Annotated in this window: 24 protein-coding genes and 1 tRNA gene; 12 read left to right on the top strand and 13 right to left on the bottom strand. The window is 68.2% G+C overall.

The genetic code is table 11. From position 1 onward, the window contains the following. From kaiC to KBY95_RS03950, 3 genes are read right to left on the bottom strand one after another with little or no spacing between them, the layout of a single operon-like run. On the bottom strand, nucleotides 1-1,545 hold the full coding sequence (kaiC, locus tag KBY95_RS03940; protein WP_254963479.1) for a circadian clock protein KaiC: 1,545 nt from the start codon (nucleotides 1,543-1,545) through the stop codon (nucleotides 1-3). Between the two features lie 55 nt (nucleotides 1,546-1,600). Continuing rightward, entirely contained in the window at nucleotides 1,601-1,963 is a 363-nt protein-coding gene (gene kaiB, locus KBY95_RS03945; RefSeq protein WP_254944232.1) for a circadian clock protein KaiB, read from the bottom strand. Nucleotides 1,964-1,972: 9 nt separating this feature from the next. Beyond that, nucleotides 1,973-2,821, bottom strand: coding sequence for a circadian clock protein KaiA (locus KBY95_RS03950; protein WP_254963481.1), 849 nt, complete (start codon nucleotides 2,819-2,821; stop codon nucleotides 1,973-1,975). A gap of 150 nt (nucleotides 2,822-2,971) precedes the next feature. Between KBY95_RS03950 and rplU the strand changes: the two genes are divergently transcribed. Further along, on the top strand, nucleotides 2,972-3,373 hold the full coding sequence (gene rplU, locus KBY95_RS03955; RefSeq protein ID WP_254963483.1) for a 50S ribosomal protein L21: 402 nt from the start codon (nucleotides 2,972-2,974) through the stop codon (nucleotides 3,371-3,373). Between the two features lie 54 nt (nucleotides 3,374-3,427). Then, a complete protein-coding gene (rpmA, locus tag KBY95_RS03960; RefSeq protein WP_254963485.1) occupies nucleotides 3,428-3,694 on the top strand; it encodes a 50S ribosomal protein L27 in 267 nt (88 codons plus the stop codon). Here rpmA and KBY95_RS03965 read toward each other — a convergent pair. Continuing rightward, on the bottom strand, nucleotides 3,691-4,446 hold the full coding sequence (locus KBY95_RS03965; protein ID WP_254963487.1) for a queuosine precursor transporter: 756 nt from the start codon (nucleotides 4,444-4,446) through the stop codon (nucleotides 3,691-3,693). The genes rpmA and KBY95_RS03965 overlap by 4 nt on opposite strands. Before the next feature lie 12 nt (nucleotides 4,447-4,458). On the opposite strand from KBY95_RS03965, the gene truB reads away from it, so the two are divergent. Both truB and KBY95_RS03975 read left to right on the top strand, forming a co-directional pair. Beyond that, a complete protein-coding gene (gene truB / locus KBY95_RS03970; protein WP_254963489.1) occupies nucleotides 4,459-5,382 on the top strand; it encodes a tRNA pseudouridine(55) synthase TruB in 924 nt (307 codons plus the stop codon). A gap of 18 nt (nucleotides 5,383-5,400) precedes the next feature. Beyond that, on the top strand, nucleotides 5,401-6,177 hold the full coding sequence (locus KBY95_RS03975) for a YebC/PmpR family DNA-binding transcriptional regulator (RefSeq protein ID WP_254963491.1): 777 nt from the start codon (nucleotides 5,401-5,403) through the stop codon (nucleotides 6,175-6,177). Between the two features lie 16 nt (nucleotides 6,178-6,193). Here the strand turns inward: KBY95_RS03975 and KBY95_RS03980 are convergent, their stop codons facing one another. Both KBY95_RS03980 and KBY95_RS03985 read right to left on the bottom strand, forming a co-directional pair. Beyond that, nucleotides 6,194-6,961: a glucosamine-6-phosphate deaminase gene (locus tag KBY95_RS03980; RefSeq protein ID WP_254963492.1), complete on the bottom strand. Its 768-nt coding sequence runs from the start codon at nucleotides 6,959-6,961 to the stop codon at nucleotides 6,194-6,196. Further along, nucleotides 6,958-8,256, bottom strand: coding sequence for a SpoIID/LytB domain-containing protein (locus tag KBY95_RS03985; protein WP_254963493.1), 1,299 nt, complete (start codon nucleotides 8,254-8,256; stop codon nucleotides 6,958-6,960). The genes KBY95_RS03980 and KBY95_RS03985 overlap by 4 nt, the downstream gene beginning before the upstream one ends. Before the next feature lie 114 nt (nucleotides 8,257-8,370). On the opposite strand from KBY95_RS03985, the gene rnz reads away from it, so the two are divergent. Continuing rightward, nucleotides 8,371-9,318 (top strand): ribonuclease Z, encoded by a 948-nt coding sequence (rnz, locus tag KBY95_RS03990; protein WP_254963494.1) that lies wholly within the window; start codon nucleotides 8,371-8,373, stop codon nucleotides 9,316-9,318. A gap of 96 nt (nucleotides 9,319-9,414) precedes the next feature. After that, a complete protein-coding gene (gene psbV / locus KBY95_RS03995) occupies nucleotides 9,415-9,957 on the top strand; it encodes a photosystem II cytochrome c-550 (protein ID WP_254963496.1) in 543 nt (180 codons plus the stop codon). A 71-nt stretch (nucleotides 9,958-10,028) separates the two neighbouring features. Here psbV and KBY95_RS04000 read toward each other — a convergent pair whose 3' ends face one another. The 4 genes from KBY95_RS04000 to serA form a co-directional block, all read right to left on the bottom strand. Then, complete coding sequence (locus KBY95_RS04000; RefSeq protein WP_254963715.1) at nucleotides 10,029-10,406, bottom strand: hypothetical protein; 378 nt, start codon at nucleotides 10,404-10,406, stop codon at nucleotides 10,029-10,031. Nucleotides 10,407-10,484: 78 nt separating this feature from the next. Continuing rightward, nucleotides 10,485-10,784: a ferredoxin gene (locus tag KBY95_RS04005; protein WP_094585612.1), complete on the bottom strand. Its 300-nt coding sequence runs from the start codon at nucleotides 10,782-10,784 to the stop codon at nucleotides 10,485-10,487. 142 nt (nucleotides 10,785-10,926) lie between these two features. Next, entirely contained in the window at nucleotides 10,927-11,871 is a 945-nt protein-coding gene (prmA, locus tag KBY95_RS04010) for a 50S ribosomal protein L11 methyltransferase (RefSeq protein ID WP_254963498.1), read from the bottom strand. Then, entirely contained in the window at nucleotides 11,871-13,457 is a 1,587-nt protein-coding gene (serA, locus tag KBY95_RS04015) for a phosphoglycerate dehydrogenase (protein ID WP_254963500.1), read from the bottom strand. Before serA ends, prmA begins: the two co-directional genes overlap by 1 nt. Before the next feature lie 87 nt (nucleotides 13,458-13,544). Between serA and KBY95_RS04020 the strand changes: the two genes are divergently transcribed. The 5 genes from KBY95_RS04020 (at nucleotide 13,545) to KBY95_RS04040 (ending at nucleotide 17,053) form a co-directional block, all read left to right on the top strand. Beyond that, the gene (locus KBY95_RS04020; RefSeq protein WP_254963502.1) at nucleotides 13,545-14,048 is read left to right on the top strand and encodes a hypothetical protein; all 504 of its coding nucleotides are present in this window, start codon (nucleotides 13,545-13,547) and stop codon (nucleotides 14,046-14,048) included. An 11-nt stretch (nucleotides 14,049-14,059) separates the two neighbouring features. After that, nucleotides 14,060-14,833: a photosystem II S4 domain protein gene (locus KBY95_RS04025; protein WP_254963503.1), complete on the top strand. Its 774-nt coding sequence runs from the start codon at nucleotides 14,060-14,062 to the stop codon at nucleotides 14,831-14,833. A gap of 166 nt (nucleotides 14,834-14,999) precedes the next feature. Next, nucleotides 15,000-15,071 (top strand) — tRNA-Val (locus KBY95_RS04030). Nucleotides 15,072-15,166: 95 nt separating this feature from the next. Next, nucleotides 15,167-16,573: a UDP-N-acetylmuramoyl-L-alanine--D-glutamate ligase gene (gene murD / locus KBY95_RS04035; RefSeq protein ID WP_254963504.1), complete on the top strand. Its 1,407-nt coding sequence runs from the start codon at nucleotides 15,167-15,169 to the stop codon at nucleotides 16,571-16,573. A gap of 12 nt (nucleotides 16,574-16,585) precedes the next feature. Continuing rightward, nucleotides 16,586-17,053, top strand: a complete 468-nt coding sequence (locus KBY95_RS04040; RefSeq protein ID WP_254963505.1) for an EVE domain-containing protein — start codon at nucleotides 16,586-16,588, stop codon at nucleotides 17,051-17,053. 16 nt (nucleotides 17,054-17,069) lie between these two features. On the opposite strand, the gene KBY95_RS04045 is transcribed toward KBY95_RS04040, so the two are convergent. The 3 genes from KBY95_RS04045 to KBY95_RS04055 all read right to left on the bottom strand — a co-directional run bounded on the left by KBY95_RS04045 (nucleotide 17,070) and on the right by KBY95_RS04055 (nucleotide 18,293). Beyond that, nucleotides 17,070-17,324 carry a DUF2811 domain-containing protein gene (locus KBY95_RS04045; protein WP_254963507.1) on the bottom strand — a complete coding sequence of 85 codons (255 nt, stop codon included), beginning with the start codon at nucleotides 17,322-17,324 and terminating at the stop codon, nucleotides 17,070-17,072. 294 nt (nucleotides 17,325-17,618) lie between these two features. Next, nucleotides 17,619-18,044: a DUF1818 family protein gene (locus KBY95_RS04050; protein WP_254963509.1), complete on the bottom strand. Its 426-nt coding sequence runs from the start codon at nucleotides 18,042-18,044 to the stop codon at nucleotides 17,619-17,621. Between the two features lie 21 nt (nucleotides 18,045-18,065). Continuing rightward, complete coding sequence (locus tag KBY95_RS04055) at nucleotides 18,066-18,293, bottom strand: DNA-directed RNA polymerase subunit omega (protein ID WP_254953384.1); 228 nt, start codon at nucleotides 18,291-18,293, stop codon at nucleotides 18,066-18,068. Nucleotides 18,294-18,417: 124 nt separating this feature from the next. Between KBY95_RS04055 and KBY95_RS04060 the strand changes: the two genes are divergently transcribed. After that, a complete protein-coding gene (locus tag KBY95_RS04060; protein ID WP_254963511.1) occupies nucleotides 18,418-19,971 on the top strand; it encodes an Hsp70 family protein in 1,554 nt (517 codons plus the stop codon). Nucleotides 19,972-20,032 lie beyond the last annotated feature (61 nt).

Below are 20,032 nucleotides of genomic sequence, written 5' to 3' on the forward strand. Positions count from 1 at the left end.
TCAGTTCTCCCCATCCACGCTGCGCATGATGCGCCCCAGATCGGCCCGTTCATCGGTGGTGATGCGATGGGGAACACCGCTGATGATGCGCTCGAAATTGGCGAAGGAATCCTTGATCTCCGGCCCATTGCCCGTGATCACGAACTCGCGGATGCCCTTGTCGTGCCAGGAGCCGCGCATCTTGAACACGTTCAGGGCCCGGGCCATCTCGCCGCGGATCTCTACATACTGCAGCAGCAGAATGGTGTCGGTGATGGTGGAGATGTGGGAATCGGTGATCGAGTGGCTGCCCATGAACTCCTCGGAGGTGTTAGTGAAGAAGCCCGCGATCTCCTCCTGCTTCGCATAGCCCGTCACCCCGATCACAAACTGCCGGAAGGCATTGTGGCTGACGCCCCTGGCCAGGGCGGAAAGGGAATCAATCGCCATCCTGGACGGTTTGAACTCGCTGATCTCCGTCTTGATGATCTGCAGGTGATCCTCCAGGCCGGTGGACTCTGGATAGGCGCAGATGATCTTGAGCAGACCGTCCTGCTCCATCTGCTCAAAATCGATGCCCCAACTGGTGGCGTTGCGTAGCAGCTGGGAGCGGGATTCCTCGTAGGCGAACAGGATCGCCCGCTCCTTGCTGCGGCAGGCATCTTCCACGAACTTGCTGACCAGCAGGGTCTTGCCGGTGCCCGTGGCGCCGGTTGCCAGGATGATGGAGTCCTTGAAGAAGCCCCCGCCGCACATTTCATCGAGCCGGGGAACGCCGGAACTGAGGCGCACGTTGGAGGAGCGCTGGGTGAGACGCATCGCCCCCAGTGGGAACACACTGATTCCGTGGCTGCCCATGGTGAAAGGGAACTCCCCTTTCATATGGGTGGTGCCACGGAGCTTGAGCACTTCCACCGTGCGACGCCGCCGTTCCCCCTCCAGCACGTTGCGCAGGATCACCACGTTGTCGGAGACGAACTCCTCGACGCCGTAACGGGCGATGGCTCCATACTCGTCAACCCGTTCGGTGGTCATCACCGTGGTGACCCCGATCTCCTTGAGGCGGGCGATCAGTCGAAAGATCTCCCGGCGCACTACGGAGATGGCGTCGTACTGCTGAAAGACGGCCGTGATGGAATCGATCGCCACACGCTTCGCTTTGTATTTCCGGATCGCGTAGTGGATTCGTTCGATCAGGCCGGAAAGGTCGAAACTTCCTGAGACTTCCTGGCCATCGGGATCCGGAGAGGCATCAAGGACAAACAGCTTGTTCTGCTCCACCATTTCCTGCAGGTTCCAACCGAAGCTGGAGGCATTGCGAAGGATGTCGAGAGGAGATTCCTCGAAGGTGACGAAAATTCCGTGTTCGTTGAACTGGCGGATCCCATTGCAGAGAAAATTCAACGAGAAGACCGTTTTCCCTGTCCCTGAGGTTCCGCTGATCAAGGTCGATCGGCCGATCGGCAAACCACCATGGCAGATGTCATCTAAGCCTTCGATCCCCGTGGGAAGCTTCTGCATCTGCATCCGGTTGGCTGCGGGGTCGTGGTCGTTGGGATCCGGCATCGAAGGGATGGAAGGGGGGCTGGGTGTGCTGGGAGTTGGCCTGGCCAGTGCGGCCTCAGGAGGATTCGGGAGGGGAAGCTTCACCGCCCGCTTCGAGATCGTCGATGTCCAGCTTGAAGTCCTCGTCCGAGAGTTCTTCATAGAGGAGATCGAGGCCGATCAATACCCGATCCCGGTCGGAGAGATCGCCGATGATCCGCCGCACGGGTGGCGGCAGGATCTTTGCCAGGGTGGGCGTAGCCAGGATCTTGTCTTCTTCGGCCAGTTGTGGATTCTTGAGAACGTCAATCACCTTGAGGGCGTAAACCCCACGGAACTCGGATTCGAGGATGTCGCGTAGCGTTTTCAGGGCCCGCATGGAATTGGGGGTGTTGCCTGCCACGTAGAGCTTGAGGATGTAGGTCTTGCGGAATGTCATGGCGGTGGCTTAGGCGATGGGGCTAGCGACTTCGGGCATGGGGGCAGTCAGGATCGGCACGTCCGGAGGAATGGAGCGCCGATACATTTCGCAGAGGTGGGCCATGACGTCGAGGAGGGCGAGCCGGTAGTCCTGCAGAAAATCGTTCTTCTGTCCCTTCAGCATGAGCTGTTTCCAGAACTCTTCGATCAGATTCACGTGGATCTCCACCATCTTGGTAATCGGTAGATCGGCAAAGAAGGCTGTGTTCACGAAGCTTTCGATCGCCTGGTTCGCCGTGGCCGGATTCTTGAAATAACTGATCAGCAGATCGCGGTAGCTGCGCCGCAGGGAGTCGAGCAGTTCGCGGCGCTCTTCGGCTTCCAGGTTGCGCAGGAAACGGGAGGGGTCCCGCTTGTAGTAGACGCTCAGGTACCCGAGGCGACCGTTCAGCCGGTTGGACAGTTTCCAGCCGTCGGGGGTGGTCGCCTGGGCTTCGCTGCTGGCTGGCGGGGTGTGGCTGCGCAGGAACCGGGAAACGGCAGCATCAAGGCTGTAGCTCAGTTGCTCCAGCTGGTCGGGGGGCAGGCGGACTTCGGCTCCATGGAACAGCACGTCACCAGTGACGGGCCCGATCAGCACGGCCGGTAGTTCCAGCCCCCGCTCGTGCAGGGTGCTGAAAAAGCGTTTCCCCACGGCACCCTCCTCCAGCAGCAGGCCGTCGACGTCCTCGCAGCGCTGCTCCAATTGAACGAGGGGTTCGGTGGCAGGGTCAGCCTGCAGCAGGTGGTAGCGCCCACCTTTGAGCCACTGAAGACAGGCCTCCTGCAGAGCAGGGGTCTGGATGACGGTGAGGATGTTGAGAACCGGTTGGGGCATCGACCGCTGCGGCGGGGAACTCCCCAGGTCGAGCTGAATCTTGACGGAAGGTAGCCCCAGACGGGAGGATCTTAGTTCTGTCTTTCGATTCCGTGCGTCCAGGCCCAATGGCGGCTTCCTGCCGCCAGCCTGGCCACGCCCCTTGACGTGATGACCCAAGCCCCCCAGCAGGACCTCTCCAGCGAAGCAGCGACAGGAGCAGCGACCAGTGACAGCACCGGCGCGTACGCCATCGTCGAGGCCTCCGGCCAGCAGTTCTGGCTCCAGACCGATCGCTACGTCGACCTTGATCGACTCAGCGCGGACGTCGACAGCACTGTCACCCTGGAGAACGTTCTTCTTGTTAAGGATGCGTCTGGCACCACCCTCGGCCAGCCCTATGTGGAGGGTGCCACGGTGGAGCTCAAGGTGATGGCCCATCGCCGCGGCCAGAAGATCATCGTCTACAAGATGCGCCCCAAGAAGAAAACCCGCCGCAAGAACGGCCACCGCCAGGAGCTCACCCGCGTGATGGTTCAGTCGATCAAGGTCGGCGGCAAGGCGATCGTCTGATCGGGCCCGCCAGCGTCCAGTCCACTTTTTTCTCCCGCCCCCCACTCTCTCCCCATGGCCCACAAGAAAGGCACAGGCTCAACCCGTAACGGCCGCGATTCCAATTCCAAGCGCCTCGGCGTCAAGCGCTATGGCGGTGAAACCGTCAGCGCCGGCTCGATCCTGATCCGTCAGCGCGGCACCTCGGTGATCCCCGGCGTCAATGTCGGCCGTGGTTCCGACGACACCCTGTTCGCCCTGGTGGACGGTGTTGTCAACTTCGAATCGATCAAGCGGGGCCTGCGTAACCGCAAGCGCATCAACATCGCCGTCGCTGCCTAGGTCAGGGGCACCTCGCCCAGTTCCGTGCCGTCACCCGGAACCTCCAGATAGCGCCTCAGCCAACCCACCAGAAGGTAAAAGGGCAGCGTGTCGGCCAGGGCGGCCACCAGCTTGAATAAATAGCCGCTGGCGATGAACACGCCCAGCTGGGGCAGCACGGGTTCTCCCGCCCTGATCGGCAGTACATGGGCGGCGTAGTGGCTGATCAGCACCACGGCCGACGTGTCCACGATCTGGCTGATCAAGGTGGAGCCGTTGTTGCGTAGCCACAGGGCCTTGCCATTGCTGAAACGTTTCCAGAAATGGAACAGCCGCACGTCGGTGAACTGGGCTGCCATGTACGCAGCCATGGAGGCTCCCACAGCCCCGAAGGCCAGCCGGCGAACCTCGAAGAACACCGGCACCCCATCGGCCTGGGTGTCGGGCGGCAGACCCGCCACCCCACCGAATCCGTCCAGGCCCGGCAGGATGCCCCCCAGCCAGAGCACCAGCACGATCCAGCCATTGAGCATCAGACCCACCCACACCACCTGGGAGGCGCGTCGCTCTCCCCAGATCTCGCTGATCAGGTCGGTGCAGAGGAAGGTGACGGGGTACGGCAGGGCCCCGATTGCCACGATGATCGGGAAAGAGCCGATGCTGCCCAACGTCAGGAACCGGGTCAGACCGAGGATGTTCAGCATGCCCATGGTCCCCAGGAAGATGCCGGCCAGCACCAGAAAGGTCACCTCGCGCCGGTCCTGCAGCGTCATCGGCGCTTGAGCATGGGAGAAGGTCCCACCAGGCTGCCGCCTTCACCCCCGTCGCGCCACGGTTGCGGCTTCCTGGTGCTCGACAAACCAGCCGGACTGACCTCTCACGACGTCGTGGCCCGGGTGCGGCGTGCCTCCGGCCTGCGGCGGGTGGGCCATGGCGGCACCCTGGATCCGGCGGTCACCGGCGTGCTGCCGATCGCCCTGGGTCCGGCCACCCGATTGCTGCCCTATCTCCCCGGTGACAAGACCTATCGCGGCACCGTGCAGCTGGGACTCCGCACGGGCACCGATGACCTCGAGGGTGAGGTGCTGGAGCAGCAGGCCGTGCCGCCCCTCGGCGCCGAGGAGCTGGAGCGGGCTCTGGCCCCCTTCCGGGGGGAGATCCTGCAGGTTCCTCCCCAGGTCTCCGCCGTGCATGTTGATGGCCAGAGGGCCTATGCCCGGGTTCGGGCGGGAGAACAGCTGGCACTGGAGGCGCGGCCGGTGGTGATCCATGGCCTTGACCTGCTCGGCTGGGACCCGATCAGCGGCCGCCTGGAGCTGGAGGTGCGTTGTTCCGCCGGCACCTACGTGCGCGCCCTGGCGAGGGACCTGGGGGAGGCCCTGGGCTGCGGTGGCGCCCTGGCCAGCCTGCGCCGCACCGCCGCCCTCGGTTTCGGCCTGCACCAGGCCATTTCCATGCAGCGCCTGGCGAGCGGCCCCCTCCCCCCCCTGCTGGATCCCCTCGAGGTGCTGGTGGATCTGCCGCGCCAGCGCCTCGATCCGGCCCAGCTGTCCCCCTGGCGTTGCGGCCGCGCGCTGCCCCGTACGGTGGAGCAGTTGCCCGAAGGGGCCGTCGCCGTGCTCACGCCGGATGGCGCTCTGGCTGGCATCGCCCGTGCCGATGGCAAGGGCCTGCTCCTGCCCCGGCTGGTGTTTGACGCCGCCGGTTGAACCTCCCCCGACACCGCGATGGCCGGCCACAGCAAATGGGCCCAGATCAAGCGCACCAAGGCGGTGGTGGATGCCAAGCGGGGAGCCCTCTTCACCCGGCTGGGCCGGGAGATCACCGTGGCGGCCCGCTCCGGTGCCGATCCCGCCGGCAACTTCCAGCTCCGCACCGCCATCGAGAAGGCCAAGGTGGCCGGGCTGCCCAACGCCAACATCGACCGGGCGGTTGCCAAGGGGAGCGGTCAGGGGGGTGCGGGCGCCGAGCTGTTTGAGGCAGTGCGCTACGAGGGCTACGGCCCGGGCGGGGTGGCCGTGCTGGTGGAGGCCCTCACCGACAACCGCAACCGCACCGCCGCCGACCTGCGGCTGGCCTTCGGCAAGCATGGCGGCAACCTCGGTGAGACCGGCTGCGTCAGCTACCTGTTCGAGCAGCGGGCCGTGGTGCGGCTGGCCCTGCCCGCCGTCGACGAAGAGACCCTGCTGGAGAGCCTGCTGGTCCTTGAGGAGCGGGGAGGCCCGGCAGCGGCGGGCTACGCCATCGACGCGGAAGGGGTCGATGTGTTCGGGGCCTTTGCCGATCTCGAAGCTCTCCAGGATGGGCTGAGGCATCTGGACCTGCCGCTGGCAGGTTGGGAGCACCGCTGGATCGCCTCCCTCCCCTGCCGCCTCGAAGATGGGGCGCTGCTGGCGGCCTGTCTGCGCATGCTGGATGTGCTCGAGGATCTCGATGACGTGCGCAGTGTCACCACCAATCTCGAAGCGGACGAGGCCCTGATGGAAGCGGTCCTGCTCGGCTGACGCCGCCGTTTTCGTCTCAGCCCATGGCGTCGGCGTCGGCGATCACGGTGAGGGCGGGATGGTGCTGCAACCAGCTGGCGGGCAGCTCCGCTGTGGGGGGCTCCTGGAGGGCACGGCGCAGGATGGCCGCCTTCTCGGCGCCGGTGACCACCAGCAGCACCCGGCGGGCCGAGAGGATCTCGGCCAGTCCCAGGGTGATGGCTTGCTCGGGAACGGCGTCGGGGTCCCCCCCGAAGGCGCCGGCGTTCTGGCGGCGGGTGTGGCTGCTGAGTGTCACGCAGTGGCAGGCCATCCCAGGGTCCGAGGGGGGTTCGTTGAAGCCCACGTGGCCGTTGAGTCCCAGGCCCAGCAGTTGCAGACCGATGCCGCCGGCCGCGGCGACGGCCGCGCCATAGCGACGGGCTTCGGCCTTCGGATCGGCGGCCTGTCCATCGGGGAGTTGCACCCGCTCAGGGGCCAGGCCGAGGGGCCCCACCAGTTGGCGGGCCATGGTGGCGGCGAAGGAGGCGGGATCCTGGGGCGCCAGCCCCACGTACTCGTCCAGGTTGAAGCTGCACCAGGTGTGCCGCACCCTGGCGGCCTGGGCGGGCTCCAGCCGATCCAGCCGTCGGGCCAGGGCCGCGTACACCGGCGCCATGGTGCGTCCAGTGGCCAAGCCAAGGGGGAACTGCGGGCGCAGCCGGTCCGCCAGCAGCAGGGCCGCCACCCGCTCGGCCACCGCCGCCGCATCGGCCAGCACGAGGGGCGTGATGGCGCGGCAGGTGGTGGGGGCGCCGTGCCTCAAAGGGAGGAGTAGGGGAGGATCCTGGCCCCTTGATAAAAGTGATGAAGGATCTGGCGATAATCATCCCCGCGCAGGGCCAGGCCGTGGGCACCCCACTGGCTCATGCCCACGCCGTGGCCATAGCCGCGGCCGCTCACCAGCAGCGTCGGCGCGGCCGGCTGCCGGGGGGCCTGCCAGGGGGCCTGCAGCAGGCCGGAGGCCAGGGAGCGGATCCCTTCGGGGGTGAACACGCCCTGGAGGGAGGGCAGTGGGGGAGGGAACGGGTTGGCCCTGGGGGCCTCGAAGTCGAAGCGGGCGAGGGTGCTGCGCAGGCCCAGCCGCTGACGCAGCTCGGGGCCTGTGAGCAGCAGCGAGCCACCGGGTCCCGTCACCCGGGCCTGGCGGATGCGCCCGGAGCTGGTGGTGGAGAGCACCTCAATGCGGAAGGCGCCGTCGATTTCCCGAAAGGCCCTGGCGAGTCTTTCGGGCTCGATGCGAAGCTGCCAGGCATGGACCGGGCTGGCCTGGTCGAAATCGGGAACGCTCACCAGATAGGGGAGCTGCTGGCGCCAGATCTCACCGCTGTTTTCCGTCAGGCCGCCACTGCTGCTGTGGAAGACGGCGTTGATCAGGGCGGAACCGTGCACCAGCACCTGGGAGCGGGTGCTGCGCACGGCTTCACGGGTGGAGTCGGTTTCGGCTTCCACCCCCTTGTAGACCTGGCTGGTCACTGTGGCCTTGAGGTCGAAGGGGGCGGCGGGCCGGCGATGGCGCAGGGCGTAGGTGCGGGCCGCCACCGCCTGGGCCCGAAGGGCCGCCTGCGGCCAGCTGGCCGGCATCTCGCTGCCCACAACGCTGGGCAGGTAGCTCTCGACGTCAATCAGGTTGATCGCCTGCAGCCGATCGCCCTCGCTGCGCACCAGCAGCCGGCCGCGGTAACGGCGTTGCTGCAGGGTCAGTAAGGCCTCGCTGCCACCGCCCTGACCCGGGGCGGGATCGATCCAGGCCTGACCCGACGGCAGGGCCAGCCGCCGGGGCGCTCCGGAGGAACCCAGAAGCCTCGCTTCCAGGGCCGCGCCGTTGCGGACCAACTGCAGCCGGTCCCCTGGTGCCAGTTCCAGCAGGGTACGGCCAGCGCTGTCGCCCAGGCGCAGGGCGGCGCTGCCGGCCTCCAGCTCCAGGCTGGGGGCTTCCTGGAGCAGCACCCGCACCACAGGGATCGGCGCCCTGGCCTGCATGGGGACCGGCGCCGCCAAGGCGGCTGGGATCAGCGCCAGGGGCAGACCAGCGCGCCATCCGAAGCGGAGCAGGGACACGAGTGCGCGCGAGCGACAACGGGTCATTCTGGACGGCTCTGTCGGCGATGGCTACGGCGCCGGCCACCAGACCGGCTGGCGGCGTGGCAGCATGCGCGTTGAGGCCTCCGGGTTGTGCAGGTCACCTTTCTGGGAACCAGTTCTGGTGTTCCCACCCGCGCCCGCAACGTTTCTGCCGTCGCCCTGCGTCTGCCCCAGCGGGCCGAGCTGTGGTTGTTCGATTGCGGCGAGGGAACGCAGCACCAGTTCCTGCGCAGCGAGCTGCGGGTGTCGCAGCTGCGCCGCATCTTCGTCACCCACATGCACGGTGACCACGTCTTTGGTCTGCCCGGACTCCTGGCCAGCCTCGGCCTGGCCGGCAGCTGTGGCGGGATCGATCTCTACGGACCGGATCCCCTGCGGGACTATTTGGAGGGGGTGATGCGCACCTCCTCCACCCGCATCGGCTACCCCCTGCGCACCCACCGGGTGAAGGAGGCCGCCGCCCGCGGCAGCCTGGTGCTCGATGACGACGACATCACGGTGCGCTGCACGGCCCTCACCCACCGGGTCCCGGCCTACGCCTACCGGGTGGATCAGAAGCCGCGGCCCGGCCGCTTCGACGTGGAGCGGGCCAAGGCCCTGGGCGTTCCCCCCGGCCCGGTCTATGGGGAGCTCAAGGCCGGTCGCAGCGTCACCCTCGACGACGGCCGGGTGATCCGCGGTGACGCCCTGTGCGGGCCGCCCCGGCCAGGCCGCAGCGTCGTCTACTGCACCGACACCGTGTTCAGCGAGGCGGCGGTGGCCCTGGCCCGGGGCGCCGACCTGCTGATCCATGAATCCACCTTTTCCCATGGTGAGGCGGAGCTGGCCATCGCCCGCCAGCACTCCACCAGCACCATGGCCGCCCAGACCGCCCTGGAGGCGGGGGTGAAGCGGCTGGTGCTCACCCACCTCAGCCCCCGCTACGTGGCAGGGAATCCCATGACCCCCGACGACCTGGTGGCTGAGGCCCGGGCCATCTTCCCCGAGACGCTTGTGGCCAGGGACTTCCTCAGCCTTGAGGTGGGGGAGGCGGGCTGAGCCTGCAACAGTTCACGTGATTCGGTTCCGGGGGACCCATCGCCCGTGATACAAGGTCTCAGTTGCGGTCCCACCGCCATTTCGCCGGCTTCTTCCATGGCCCCCCTCTTTCTCTCAGCCGCCCCCTTTTCAGCTGTTCGCCGTGCCGTTGGCCGTGCCATCGCCCGGACCGTGCTGATCCTTCCCCTGGCCCTGCTGGTCTGCTTCGCGGGTCCCGCGGCAGCGGCCCAATGGAGCGCCGACGACCTCACCGTGCCGGTGTCTCCTGACGGCAGCCTGGTGACCTTCACAGAGAAGGAGGTCAAGAGCGGCCGCAAGCTCTTCAACGACAGCTGCGGCACCTGCCACGCCGGTGGCATCACCAAGACCAACCAGAACGTCGGTCTGGATCCTGAGACCCTCGCCCTGGCCACCCCGCCCCGGGATTCGGTCGATGCCCTGGTTGATTACATGAAGGACCCGACCTCCTACGACGGGGAGTACAGCATTTCCGACGTGCATCCCAGCCTGCGCAGCAGCGATGTGTTCGTGAAGATGCGCGACCTGGACGACGAGGACCTGCGCCTGATCGCCGGCTACATCCTGGTGGCCCCCAAGGTCCAGGGGATCCAGTGGGGCGGCGGCAAGATCTACTTCTGAGCCGTTAGCACTCTCCAGCCGGCAGCCCAGCGCTGGCCGGCTTTTTCATGGCCTGACAGGGAGGGGGAGACTCAGGCTGCCGGGTCTGGAGGCACCAGGTTGCCGGCTTCCAGGGACCCAGGCAGCTTGCTGTACCACCACTCCTGCAGGCCGGGGGCCAGCCGCTGGGGGAACAGGGTGATGATGGTGCGGGTAGGCCTGGACCCCGGCTGGAGCAGCTCCACGGCGTAGGAGGGGCAGCGGCGGGCGGCCAGGTCTGGCACGAAGCGGCGGCCAACGCGGCGCCAGCTGGGTTCCTTGCTGCGCCAGGCCAGGCGGCAACAGGGCCAGGGCAGTTCTTCCCGATCGAACAGGCGACAGCAGGGCCCCAGGACCCGGTAGCTGTACTGGCCGCCGGGGCTGGGATGCTCGCTGCCGGAGGCCAGCACGGTGTCCACCTGGAGTGACATGAAAAAGCCACCCCTGAGGGTGGCGGAGAAGAACACAGGGTTCAAGGGGCGATCCGCGCGAATCGCCCGGCGAGGAGCTCAGTAGAGCTCTTCTTCGGTGTGGGTCTTGATGGTGCAGTCGGAGGTGGGGTAGGCCACGCAGGTGAGGACGAAGCCGGCCTCGATCTGGTCGTCGTCGAGGAAGCTTTGGTCTGACTGGTCGACGGTGCCGGCGGTGAGCTTGCCAGCGCAGGTGGAGCAGGCGCCGGCGCGGCAGGAGTAGGGCAGATCAATGCCCTGCTCTTCGGCGGCGTCGAGGATGTACTGGTCGTCAGGAACCTCGATGGTCTTGTTCAGCCCCTCGCTCTCGTTGACGAGGGTGACCTTGTAGGAAGCCATGGAAGAGATTGGAGCTCACAGACACCCGGCAGCCAGGGCCTGTAGGACCCGCCCTTCCTACATCCGACAGGGGGCTTTCCCGGCGATCTTGGCCTCGCAGGCCGGGAAGGCCAATCAAAGCCAGGACACAGATCAGCGTGCCTTATGCAACATCCGATGCCGAACGGATCCGCAGCAGGCCCCAGCGGTCCTGTTCGACCCGCTGTTCCACCTTCCAGCCCGCGGCCCGCAGATCCCGCTCCAGGCCAGGGGCCTGATCCACCAGCAGACCGCTGAGCAGGCCCACCCCGCCGGGGCCCAGCAGGCGCGGAAAGCAGGGAATCAAGGCCTCGATCACCGGCGCCAGAATGTTGCAGAGCAAGAGATCGGCGCCGCGTCCCTCCAGCAGCTCCGAGAGGGCCTCCGCCGATCCGGTGGTCACCGTCAGCGCCTGCGCGCCGTCCAGGCCGTTCAGGGCGGCGTTCTCCCGGGTCGCCCGCTCCGCCAGGGGGTCGGTGTCGGCGGCCGCCACGGTCGCCGCCCCCAGCCGCAGGGCGGCCAGGCCCAGGATGCCGCTGCCGCAGCCCAGATCGGCCACCCGCAGCCCCCGCAGCCCCGGCCCCAGGCCGGCCAGCTCCCGTTCGCCGGCCAGGGCTTCGAGCGCCTCCAGGCAGAGGCGGGTGGTCGGATGGCTGCCGGTGCCGAAGGCGCTGCCCGGATCGATGCGGATCACCAGGCGCCCGGCCTGCTCCGGCGGCACATCCAGCCAGGCCGGCAGCACCAGCAGCCGCTTGCCCACCGGATCGGGCTGCCAGTGACTCTTCCAGCTCAGGCTCCAGTCCTCATCGTCCTGGCGGTGCCAACGGATCGGCGGCAGTGCCAGATTGAAGGGTTGCCCCAGGGGGGCCAGGGCCCGCTCCAGCTCCAGCCGCTGGTCGGCGGGCCAGTCGCTTTCGGGCAGCCAGGCCAGCAGCTGGCGACGCTCCGGGGCCTCGGGGGGATGCTGCAGGGCCACCCGAGGCACCCCAAGGAGCGGCAGCTTCCAGAGCAGGGATTCCTCCAGTTCGGCAGGGGCGGCCATCTCCAGCCGCCACCAGACCAGGCCCATCAGAGGGTGACCGGATGGGCGGCCTGGATGCCGTTGATGTCGTGGATCACCGCCAGCAGGCTGGGGGGAATCGGGTCGTCGAGGCTCAGCACCATCACGGCGTCGCCCCGCACGATGCGTCGCCCCACCTGCATCGAGGCGATGTTGACGTTGTGCTCGCCGAGCAGGGAGCCCAGTTCTCCGATGATGCCGGGCATGTCCCGGTGGCGGGTGAAGAGCATGTGACGGCTCGGCGTCACGTTCACCGGGAACTCGTCGATGGTGGTGATGCGCAGTTCCCCGTCGGTGAACACCGCGCCGGTGACGCTGTGGTTACCGCGGGGGCTACGGGAGCTCAGCTGGAGGGAACCGCCGGCGAAGTCGCGGCTGGCATCGTCCTTCACCTCAAGCACGTGGATGCCGCGTTCCTTGGCCTCCAGGCTGGCGTTGACGTAGTTGATGCTGTCGCCCAGGGCGGCCGAGAGGATGCCCTTGAGGGCCGCCACCACCAGGGGCTGGGCCGGGTGGGAGGCGAATTCCCCCTGCAACCGCACCTCCAGTTCGCTGATCTGGCCACTGGCCAGCTGGCTGAGCAGCAGGCCGAGGGTTTCGGCCAGTTGCAGGTGGGGTTTCAGCTGTTCCATCACCTCGGCGGTGAGGCCGGGGATGTTGACGGCGCTGCGGGCCGGCAGGCCCAGCAGCACGTCCCGGATCTGCTCGGCCACGTCAATGGCCACGTTCTCCTGGGCTTCCTCCGTGGAGGCCCCCAGGTGGGGGGTGAGGATCAGCCGCTCCTTGACCAACCGCAGCGGCGAATCGGCGGCCAGAGGTTCTTTGGCAAACACGTCGATCGCGGCGCCGGCGATCACCCGGTTGTCCACCGCCTCGGCCAGGGCCTTTTCATCGATGATGCCGCCGCGGGCGCAGTTCACCAGCCGGGCGGTGGGCTTCATCGTGGCCAGCAGCGCGGCGTTGACCAGGTTCTCGGTGTCCGGGGTGCGGGGCAGGTGCAGGCTGATGTAGTCGGCTTCGGCGAACAGCTGGGGCAGGGCCAGCAGGCGCACCTGCAGCAGCTGGGCCCGCTCGGCGGAGATGAACGGGTCGTAGGCGGCCACGTCCATGCCCAGGGCCCGGGCGACACGGGCGACGTGGGAGCCGATCTTGCCGAGCCCGACCACGCCCAGGGTTTTCTTGTAAAGCTCGTTGCCCACGTAGGTCTTGCGGTCCCAGCCGCCGGCCATGGTGCTGGCGTGGGCGTGGGGCACGTGTCGCGAGAGAGAGAGCATCAGCGCCAGGGCATGCTCGGCGGCGGCGATCGTGTTGCCTTCTGGAGAATTCACGACGATGACCCCGCGCCTTGTGGCGGCTGGCACATCGACGTTGTCGACCCCGACGCCGGCCCGGCCGATGATGCGCAGCTGGCTGGCAGCCTCGATCACCTCGGCGGTCACCTGGGTGCCGGAGCGGATCATCAGGCCGTCGTACGCGCCGATGCAGCCCACCAGCTGCTCCGGGCTGAGACCCGTTCGCACGTCCACTTGGGCCACCTGGGAGAGGATGTCAATCCCCGCCTGGTCGATGGGATCGGAGACCAGAACCTTCGTCATGTCCGGCAGCGGTGCGGGGGGCGGTGGGTACGCCCCCAGAGGGGCAGGCCGGAGGTGCAGTGTAGAGAGCGGTGCGGAGACGAGCCCATGTCAGTGAGTGTGGTGGTCGTGTTGGACGATCGCGATCGCCTGCAGGCGCTGCGGGATCGATTACTGGCGCTTCAGCCGGCCCTGACCCGGGTGCTGGCGATCGGCAGCGGTGAAGCGACCATGTCGGACGTCGAGCGACTGGATCCGGCCACGGCCCGGCGGCGACGGCAGCAGTCGCTGGTGCGCTGGTTGCTGCCCTTCGGCTTCCTGGCTGGTCTCACCTTCACCCAGATCACGGATCTGCACACCTTCAGCTTCGCCGGGGCCTATGGGGAGCCGCTGATCGGCGGCCTGCTGGGCATGGGCTCCGGCTGGATGGGCAGCTTCGCCGCCGCCGCCAGCGTCAGCTCCGAGGAGGACGATCGCATCCGAGTTCTGCGCAACCGGCTCGAGGAGGGCTGCTGGCTGCTGCTGCTGGAGGTGCCCGCCGGGAGGGAGATCCCCTGGAGCACCATCCAGCTGGCACAACCGAAGGCGGTTGTGCGGCTGGATGACACCTGAGCCCTGGCGCCATGCTTCCACGACGGGACTTGCTGGACGGAAATCGCCACCCTGAGGCCCTTGAGGGCCTGTTCAGCCTGGCGGAAACGGCCCTGCGCACCTGGGAGCCCCAGGTCAGTGGTTTTCTTGACGCCTCGCTGCGGGAGGAGGCCGAGGCCAGGCTCGGGTCTCTCAGTGAGCTGAGCCTCGCCAGCGACGGCGGGCACCCCGGCGCCGAGCGCCGCTGCCTGCTGCTGGCACGGGCGGGACAGAAGCCCACCCCCCCTGATCTGATGGGGCTGGAGATCAGCGGCAATTTCCTTTTCGATCCCGCCTCCGCGACCGACATGGTCGATGGACTGGCCCACGCCGGTGCCAGCGCGGCGGAGCGGGGTGATCTGTGGCTGCGGGGCGATCGGGGCGCTCAGGCCATCGTCTCCGCGGCCCTGGCCGGGCGGCTGGATGGGGGGGAGGGCCTGGTGCGCACGGTGTCTGTGCGCTTCGAGGCCAGGCCCATCGAGGTGCTGCAGCTGCCGGCCCAGCGCCTGCCCCGCCAGCTGACCACCGTGGAAGCTTCCCTGCGGCTGGATGCCCTGGCCTCGGCCGGTTTCGGTCTGTCACGTAACCGCATGGCCACCCTGATCCGCCAGGGGGCCGTTCGCATCGACTGGCGCGTGGTCAGCAGCCCCAGCCAGCCGCTGGCCGTGGGCACGCGGGTCCAGTTGGAGGGGCGGGGGGAGTTGCAGGTGTTGGCGATCGATCCCACCAAGCGGGAGCGCTTCCGGGTCCGGATGGAGCGCCATTGAGACGCTGGGACCTCAAGTTGACAGGAGGGAAGGCCGGCGAGTAGGAAAAGCCCTAGGAAGTAGCCGATCCAACGGATTTCCCGTTGGTGAAGTCGCGGACGACATCCCGTTTCGATCTCTATCGAGATAGCTGTCGTTTTCCTTGCACCTCAGTGACCCCGGCAACGGGCGATTAGCTCAGAGGTAGAGCACTACCTTGACACGGTAGGAGTCACTGGTTCGATTCCAGTATCGCCCATTTAAGTTCTATTTAATACCCCTGAATCTGCAGGCATTCAATCCTCGTTCGCTTCGCTGCTACCCTCAGCCGATCGTGCCTGTGAGCCTGCCAGCGTGAGCCCCACCGAGGCCGTCCCACCTCTGTCCTGCACGGTGGTTGTGGGACTCGGTCGTTCGGGACTGGGGGCCGCCCGTTTGCTTCACGCTCGCGGCGAGACGGTGGTGGTGATCGAGAGCGGCGACTCTCCAGACCTTCGTGCCCGGGCCGCCGAGCTGGAGAGCGAGTCCATTGCGGCGCACCTGGGGGTTCCCCTCAGCGTCGAGGCGTTCTACGCCTTGCCGCTGCCGCCGTCGGCGGTGGTGGTGAGCCCGGGCATTGCCTGGAACCATCCGGTGCTGGAGGAGCTGCGCTCCCGGGGGGTGCAGGTGCAGGGGGAGATCGTGCCCGCCTGGCAGGCCAGCCGCGACGTGCCCTGGATCGGCATCACCGGCACCAACGGCAAGACCACCGTCACCTGCCTGGTGCACCACCTGCTGGAGCACGGTGGCAGGGACGCGCCGCTCTGCGGCAATGTCGGCATCTCCGCCGCTGAGGTGGTGCTGCAGCGGCGTCTGGAGGACGGCCCCCGCCCCGATTGGCTGGTGGTGGAACTCAGCAGTTACCAGCTGGAGGCTGCCCCGGCCGTCGCTCCCGCCATCGGTGTCTGGACCACCCTCACTCCCGACCACCTGGAGCGCCACGGCACCCTGACCGCCTACCGGGCCATCAAGCGGCGGCTGCTGGAGCATTCACGCGTCCGCATCCTCAACGCCGACGACCCCGACCTGCGCCGCCACGCGGACACCTGGGATCACGCGGACTGGATCACCGCCGGACCCAGGGAGGCCCTGCCGGCCGGGATGGATCCCCTGCTCTGGATCGATGAGCACGACCTGGTGCAGGGGCGCCAGGGTCCCTTGTTCCCAGCCAGCGCCCTGGCGATGCCCGGGGCCCACAACCGCCAGAACCTGCTGCTGGCGGTGGCGGTGGGGCTCCATGCCGGGCTGGAGCCGGCGGCGATGGAGGCGGCCTGCCGCTGTTTCCCCGGCGTGCCCCATCGGCTGGAGCGCCTGCGCCAGCTGAACGGCATCACCTGGTTCAACGACAGCAAGGCCACCAACTACGACGCCGCCGAGGTGGCCCTGCGGGCCCTGGAGGGACCGTTGGTTGTGCTGGCCGGTGGCCAGTCGAAGCAGGGGGATGCGGCGGCCTGGCTGGAGCGGCTCCAGGAGCGGGCGGCGGCGGTGGTGCTCTACGGCGCCGCCCGGGAGGAATTCGGTGGCCTGCTGCACGCCAGTGGCTACGGCGGGGTGGGTCGGCAGGTGGAGGATCTGGAGGCCGCCGTGGCCCTGGCCGCCTCCCTGGCTCCCGAGCTCGGCTGCCAGGGGGTGTTGCTGTCCCCGGCCTGTGCCAGCTTCGACCAGTACACCAGCTTCGAAGCCCGCGGCGATCACTTCCGCCGGCTGGTGCTGGCCCTCTGAGACCGAACATCCATGGCCTGGTGGTTGATGAAGAGCGAGCCGGATGTCTACGGCATCCAGCACCTGCAGGCGGAGGGCACCACCCTCTGGGACGGGATCCGCAATTACCAGGCCCGCAACTTCATGCGGGCGATGCAGATCGGTGATCGCGCCTTCTTCTACCACTCCAATGCCAGTCCCCCCGGCATCGTCGGTCTGATGGAGGTGATCGAAACGGGGGTGGTGGATCCCAGCCAGTTCGATCCCGCTTCCAAGTATTACGACCCGGCCTCGAAGCCGGAGGCCCCTCGCTGGGACTGCGCCCGTCTGGCCTATCGCACCACCTTCCCGGCGATGCTCAGCCTTGAGGCCCTGCGGGTGCAGTTCTCGGTGGAGGAACTGGTGGTGGTCCGCCGGGGCAACCGCCTCTCGATCCTGCCGGTGAGTGACGCCAGCGCCGAGCGGATCTTCACCCTGCTGGGGGTGGAACCGGACGCCTGAGGCGCCCCAGGCCACCTCAGGCCGCCGGCGCCGAAAACCCCTGATGGCCAGGAAACAGGTTGGCCAGGTAGCAGCGAGTCACCCCCCGGTTGCGGACGCCGTTCTGCACCAGAAAGCCCGCCAGGGCCGCTTGAAACAGCCGGTACTGGTCCCAGTTGGGATGGCACTCGATGAACTGACGCATGGCCTCCAGCAGCGGTTCGGGCACCTCCGCCCGCAGGCTCACCAGCGTCTCGGCCCCGTCCAACGGCAGGGTTCTCGGGCGGGCCATTGCGGACTCCATGCAGCGCGTCAGCCACTTCTCCACACCGCAGGGGGAACGTCAAACGGCCCCGGCTGTGGCCAGAGGTACCCGGTCCCAACTTGAGACATAAGCCCTTGCAGGGGCTTTGAGCTGCCCCCTTCGTTGCCGTCCTCCCGCCGTCGTGGCGGCCTCGCTGTGTCAAGCCAGGTCGGCGGTCGGCGCCGTTTCTCCCCAGCTGAGTCAAGGGGGCAACGCCAGAGGAGACCCGCCTGGGGAGAAACGGTGCAAAACAGGGGTGACGGTTGCGGAATCCGCCAACGATCAACAATCCTGATCCTCGCCGTCCTGCTCAGCGGGTCTCAGGCGCTCCAGGGCCGCGGCAAAGGCTTCGCTGGCGATGGCGCTCCAGCCCCCTTCGATCCCCCGCGATCCCGGCTCCGGGGCAAGTACGAGCTGCAGCGACCATCCTTGCCGATCCCCCCGCAGGCCCAGCCACAGGGATCCACCGCCGCCGGCCCGGGGATCCCCGATCGGCACTTCCAGCTCGATGTCGATGGCTTCGTCCGCCATCAGGGTGTCCGCGAGGGCGCCGTGCTGATGCGTCAGCCGACGGGCGGCCTGTTGCAGGGCCAGCAGTTCGGCCGCGGTGAGCTCGCTGGCCCAGCCCTCTCCTCCGATCAGGGCGGTGTAGGGGGTGCGGGAGGGATCCACCACCAGCCGCCAGCCCTGGCCTTCGCCGATCTCCACAGGGGTTGGGATGGGCCCGGCTCAGCCGGGCAGCAGGTCGGGCTGGTCCTGCTCGTCGCTGAGTTCGACGATGGCCCGCTGCACGGGCTTGATCATGGAGTCGTCAAGCAGGCCGTCGAAATCGTCGAAGCGGCGTTGCTTGGCCCGGAAAGCGATGCGAACGGTGGTCAGGTAGCGGTTGCTGGAGTGCCGAATCAGGCTCTCTCCTCTCTGGGCCAGCTCCTTGGCGTTGAGATCGCTGTTTGGCATACAAACCTGACTATCAATATCCGCAGCCTAGATCAGCCCCCCGGCCCGCCCTTCCCCCCTGGACAAGGCCTAGAAGAGGGCTGGCCGCGCCCCTGCACCGCCACCGCTCCCCCTCCAACGACCCATGCCCGGAACCCTCGCCATCGACCTGGGCAGCAGCACCACCGTGGTGGCCTGGCAGGACAGCCAGGGGCCTCCCCGGCTGCTGCCCCTGCCGCCCTACAGCTGCGGCGACCCCTGCGTGGTGCCCAGCCTGCTGTGGCTGGAGACAGCCGACGCCGAACGGCCGCTGATCGGCCGGCAGGTGCTGGAGGCGGCCCTGGCCGATAGCGACCATCCAGGCCTTTGCAGGGATTTCAAGCGGCACATCGGGGCCCCGACGCCTGCCCCACCGGAGGGCTGGCCCACGGCCGAGCGGGCCGGTGCCCTGCTGTTGGAGGGGCTCTGGCGGGTCCTGCCGCCGGGGATGGTGCCGGAGCGGCTGGTGCTCACCGCCCCGATCGAGACCTACCGCGGCTACCGGGCCTGGCTGCAGCGGGCCAGCCGCGATCTGGCCGTGCCGGAGCTGGTGCTGGTGGATGAGCCCACCGCCGCCGCCATCGGCGCCGGACTGCCCGCCGGCAGCCGGGTGCTGGTGGTGGACATGGGCGGTGGCACCATCGACCTCTCCCTGGTGGCTCTGGAGGGTGGTGAGGGGCGGGCGGCGCCGATTGCCCAGCTGCTGCGCTTCGCGGGCCGGGATCTGACCCGCAGCAGCCAGACCTTGCGCTGCGCCCGGGTGATCGGCAAGGCAGGTGCGGCCCTCGGTGGGCGGGACATTGATCGTTGGATTGCGGCCCACCTCTGCCCGGATGTCCCCGTTGATGGCGCCCTGCTGCAGCTCGCTGAGCGCCTCAAGTGCCAGCTCAGTGAGGCCCCCGAGGCCCTGCAGATCCAGGCGACGGCAGGATCCTTGCGTGAACTGACCCTGAGCCGGCCGGCCTTTGAGCGGCTGCTGGAAGAGCGGGGCCTGCTGCAACTGCTTGATGGCCTGCTGGAGGCGGTGCTGGCGGCCGCCCGTCGGGAGGGACTGGGGCTGGGCGCCATCGACGCGGTGCTGCCGGTGGGTGGCAGCAGCCGGATCCCCCTGATTCGCCGCTGGCTGGAGAGCCGCTGTCCGGGCGTGCCCCTGCGTGGCGAGCGGCCCGTGGAGGCCGTGGCCCTGGGGGCCCTGGCCCTGACGCCCGGTGTCCGGGTGCGGGACGTGCTGGCCCGTGGTGTGTCGCTGCGTTGCTGGGATCGGCGCAGCGGCTGCCACCGCTGGCATCCCCTGTTCATGGCCGGCCAGAGCTGGCCCACGGAGCAGCCCCTGGAGCTGGTGCTGGCCTGCAGCAGGGATGGTCAGGACCAGCTGGAACTGGTGCTGGGGGAGCCCCTACCCGAAGAACGGGCTGAAGTGGTCTTTGAGGGGGGGCTGCCGGTGCTGCGCGAGCGGCCGGCGGGGGCGGCCCCGGTGCGGCCCTGGTCCACGCCGCCGCGGGCCATCCCCCTGTCCTCCCCTGGCCGCCGTGGCGTCGACCGGCTGCGGCTGCGGTTCCACATTGATGCTGAGGCTCAGCTCCTGGTGGAGTGCGACGACCTGGAGGCCCCCGCTGACGCCGGCCCCCAGGGGGGGCAACGGCTCGGCCCGGTGCGCTGAGGCCCCACCGCCGGTGGACGCCGACCAGGCTGCCCCCGGGACCGGGCGCCGGTGCCTGCCA

Source organism: Cyanobium sp. Aljojuca 7A6 (assembly GCF_024346455.1).
In the GTDB taxonomy this organism is placed as follows: Bacteria; Cyanobacteriota; Cyanobacteriia; order PCC-6307; family Cyanobiaceae; genus Cyanobium.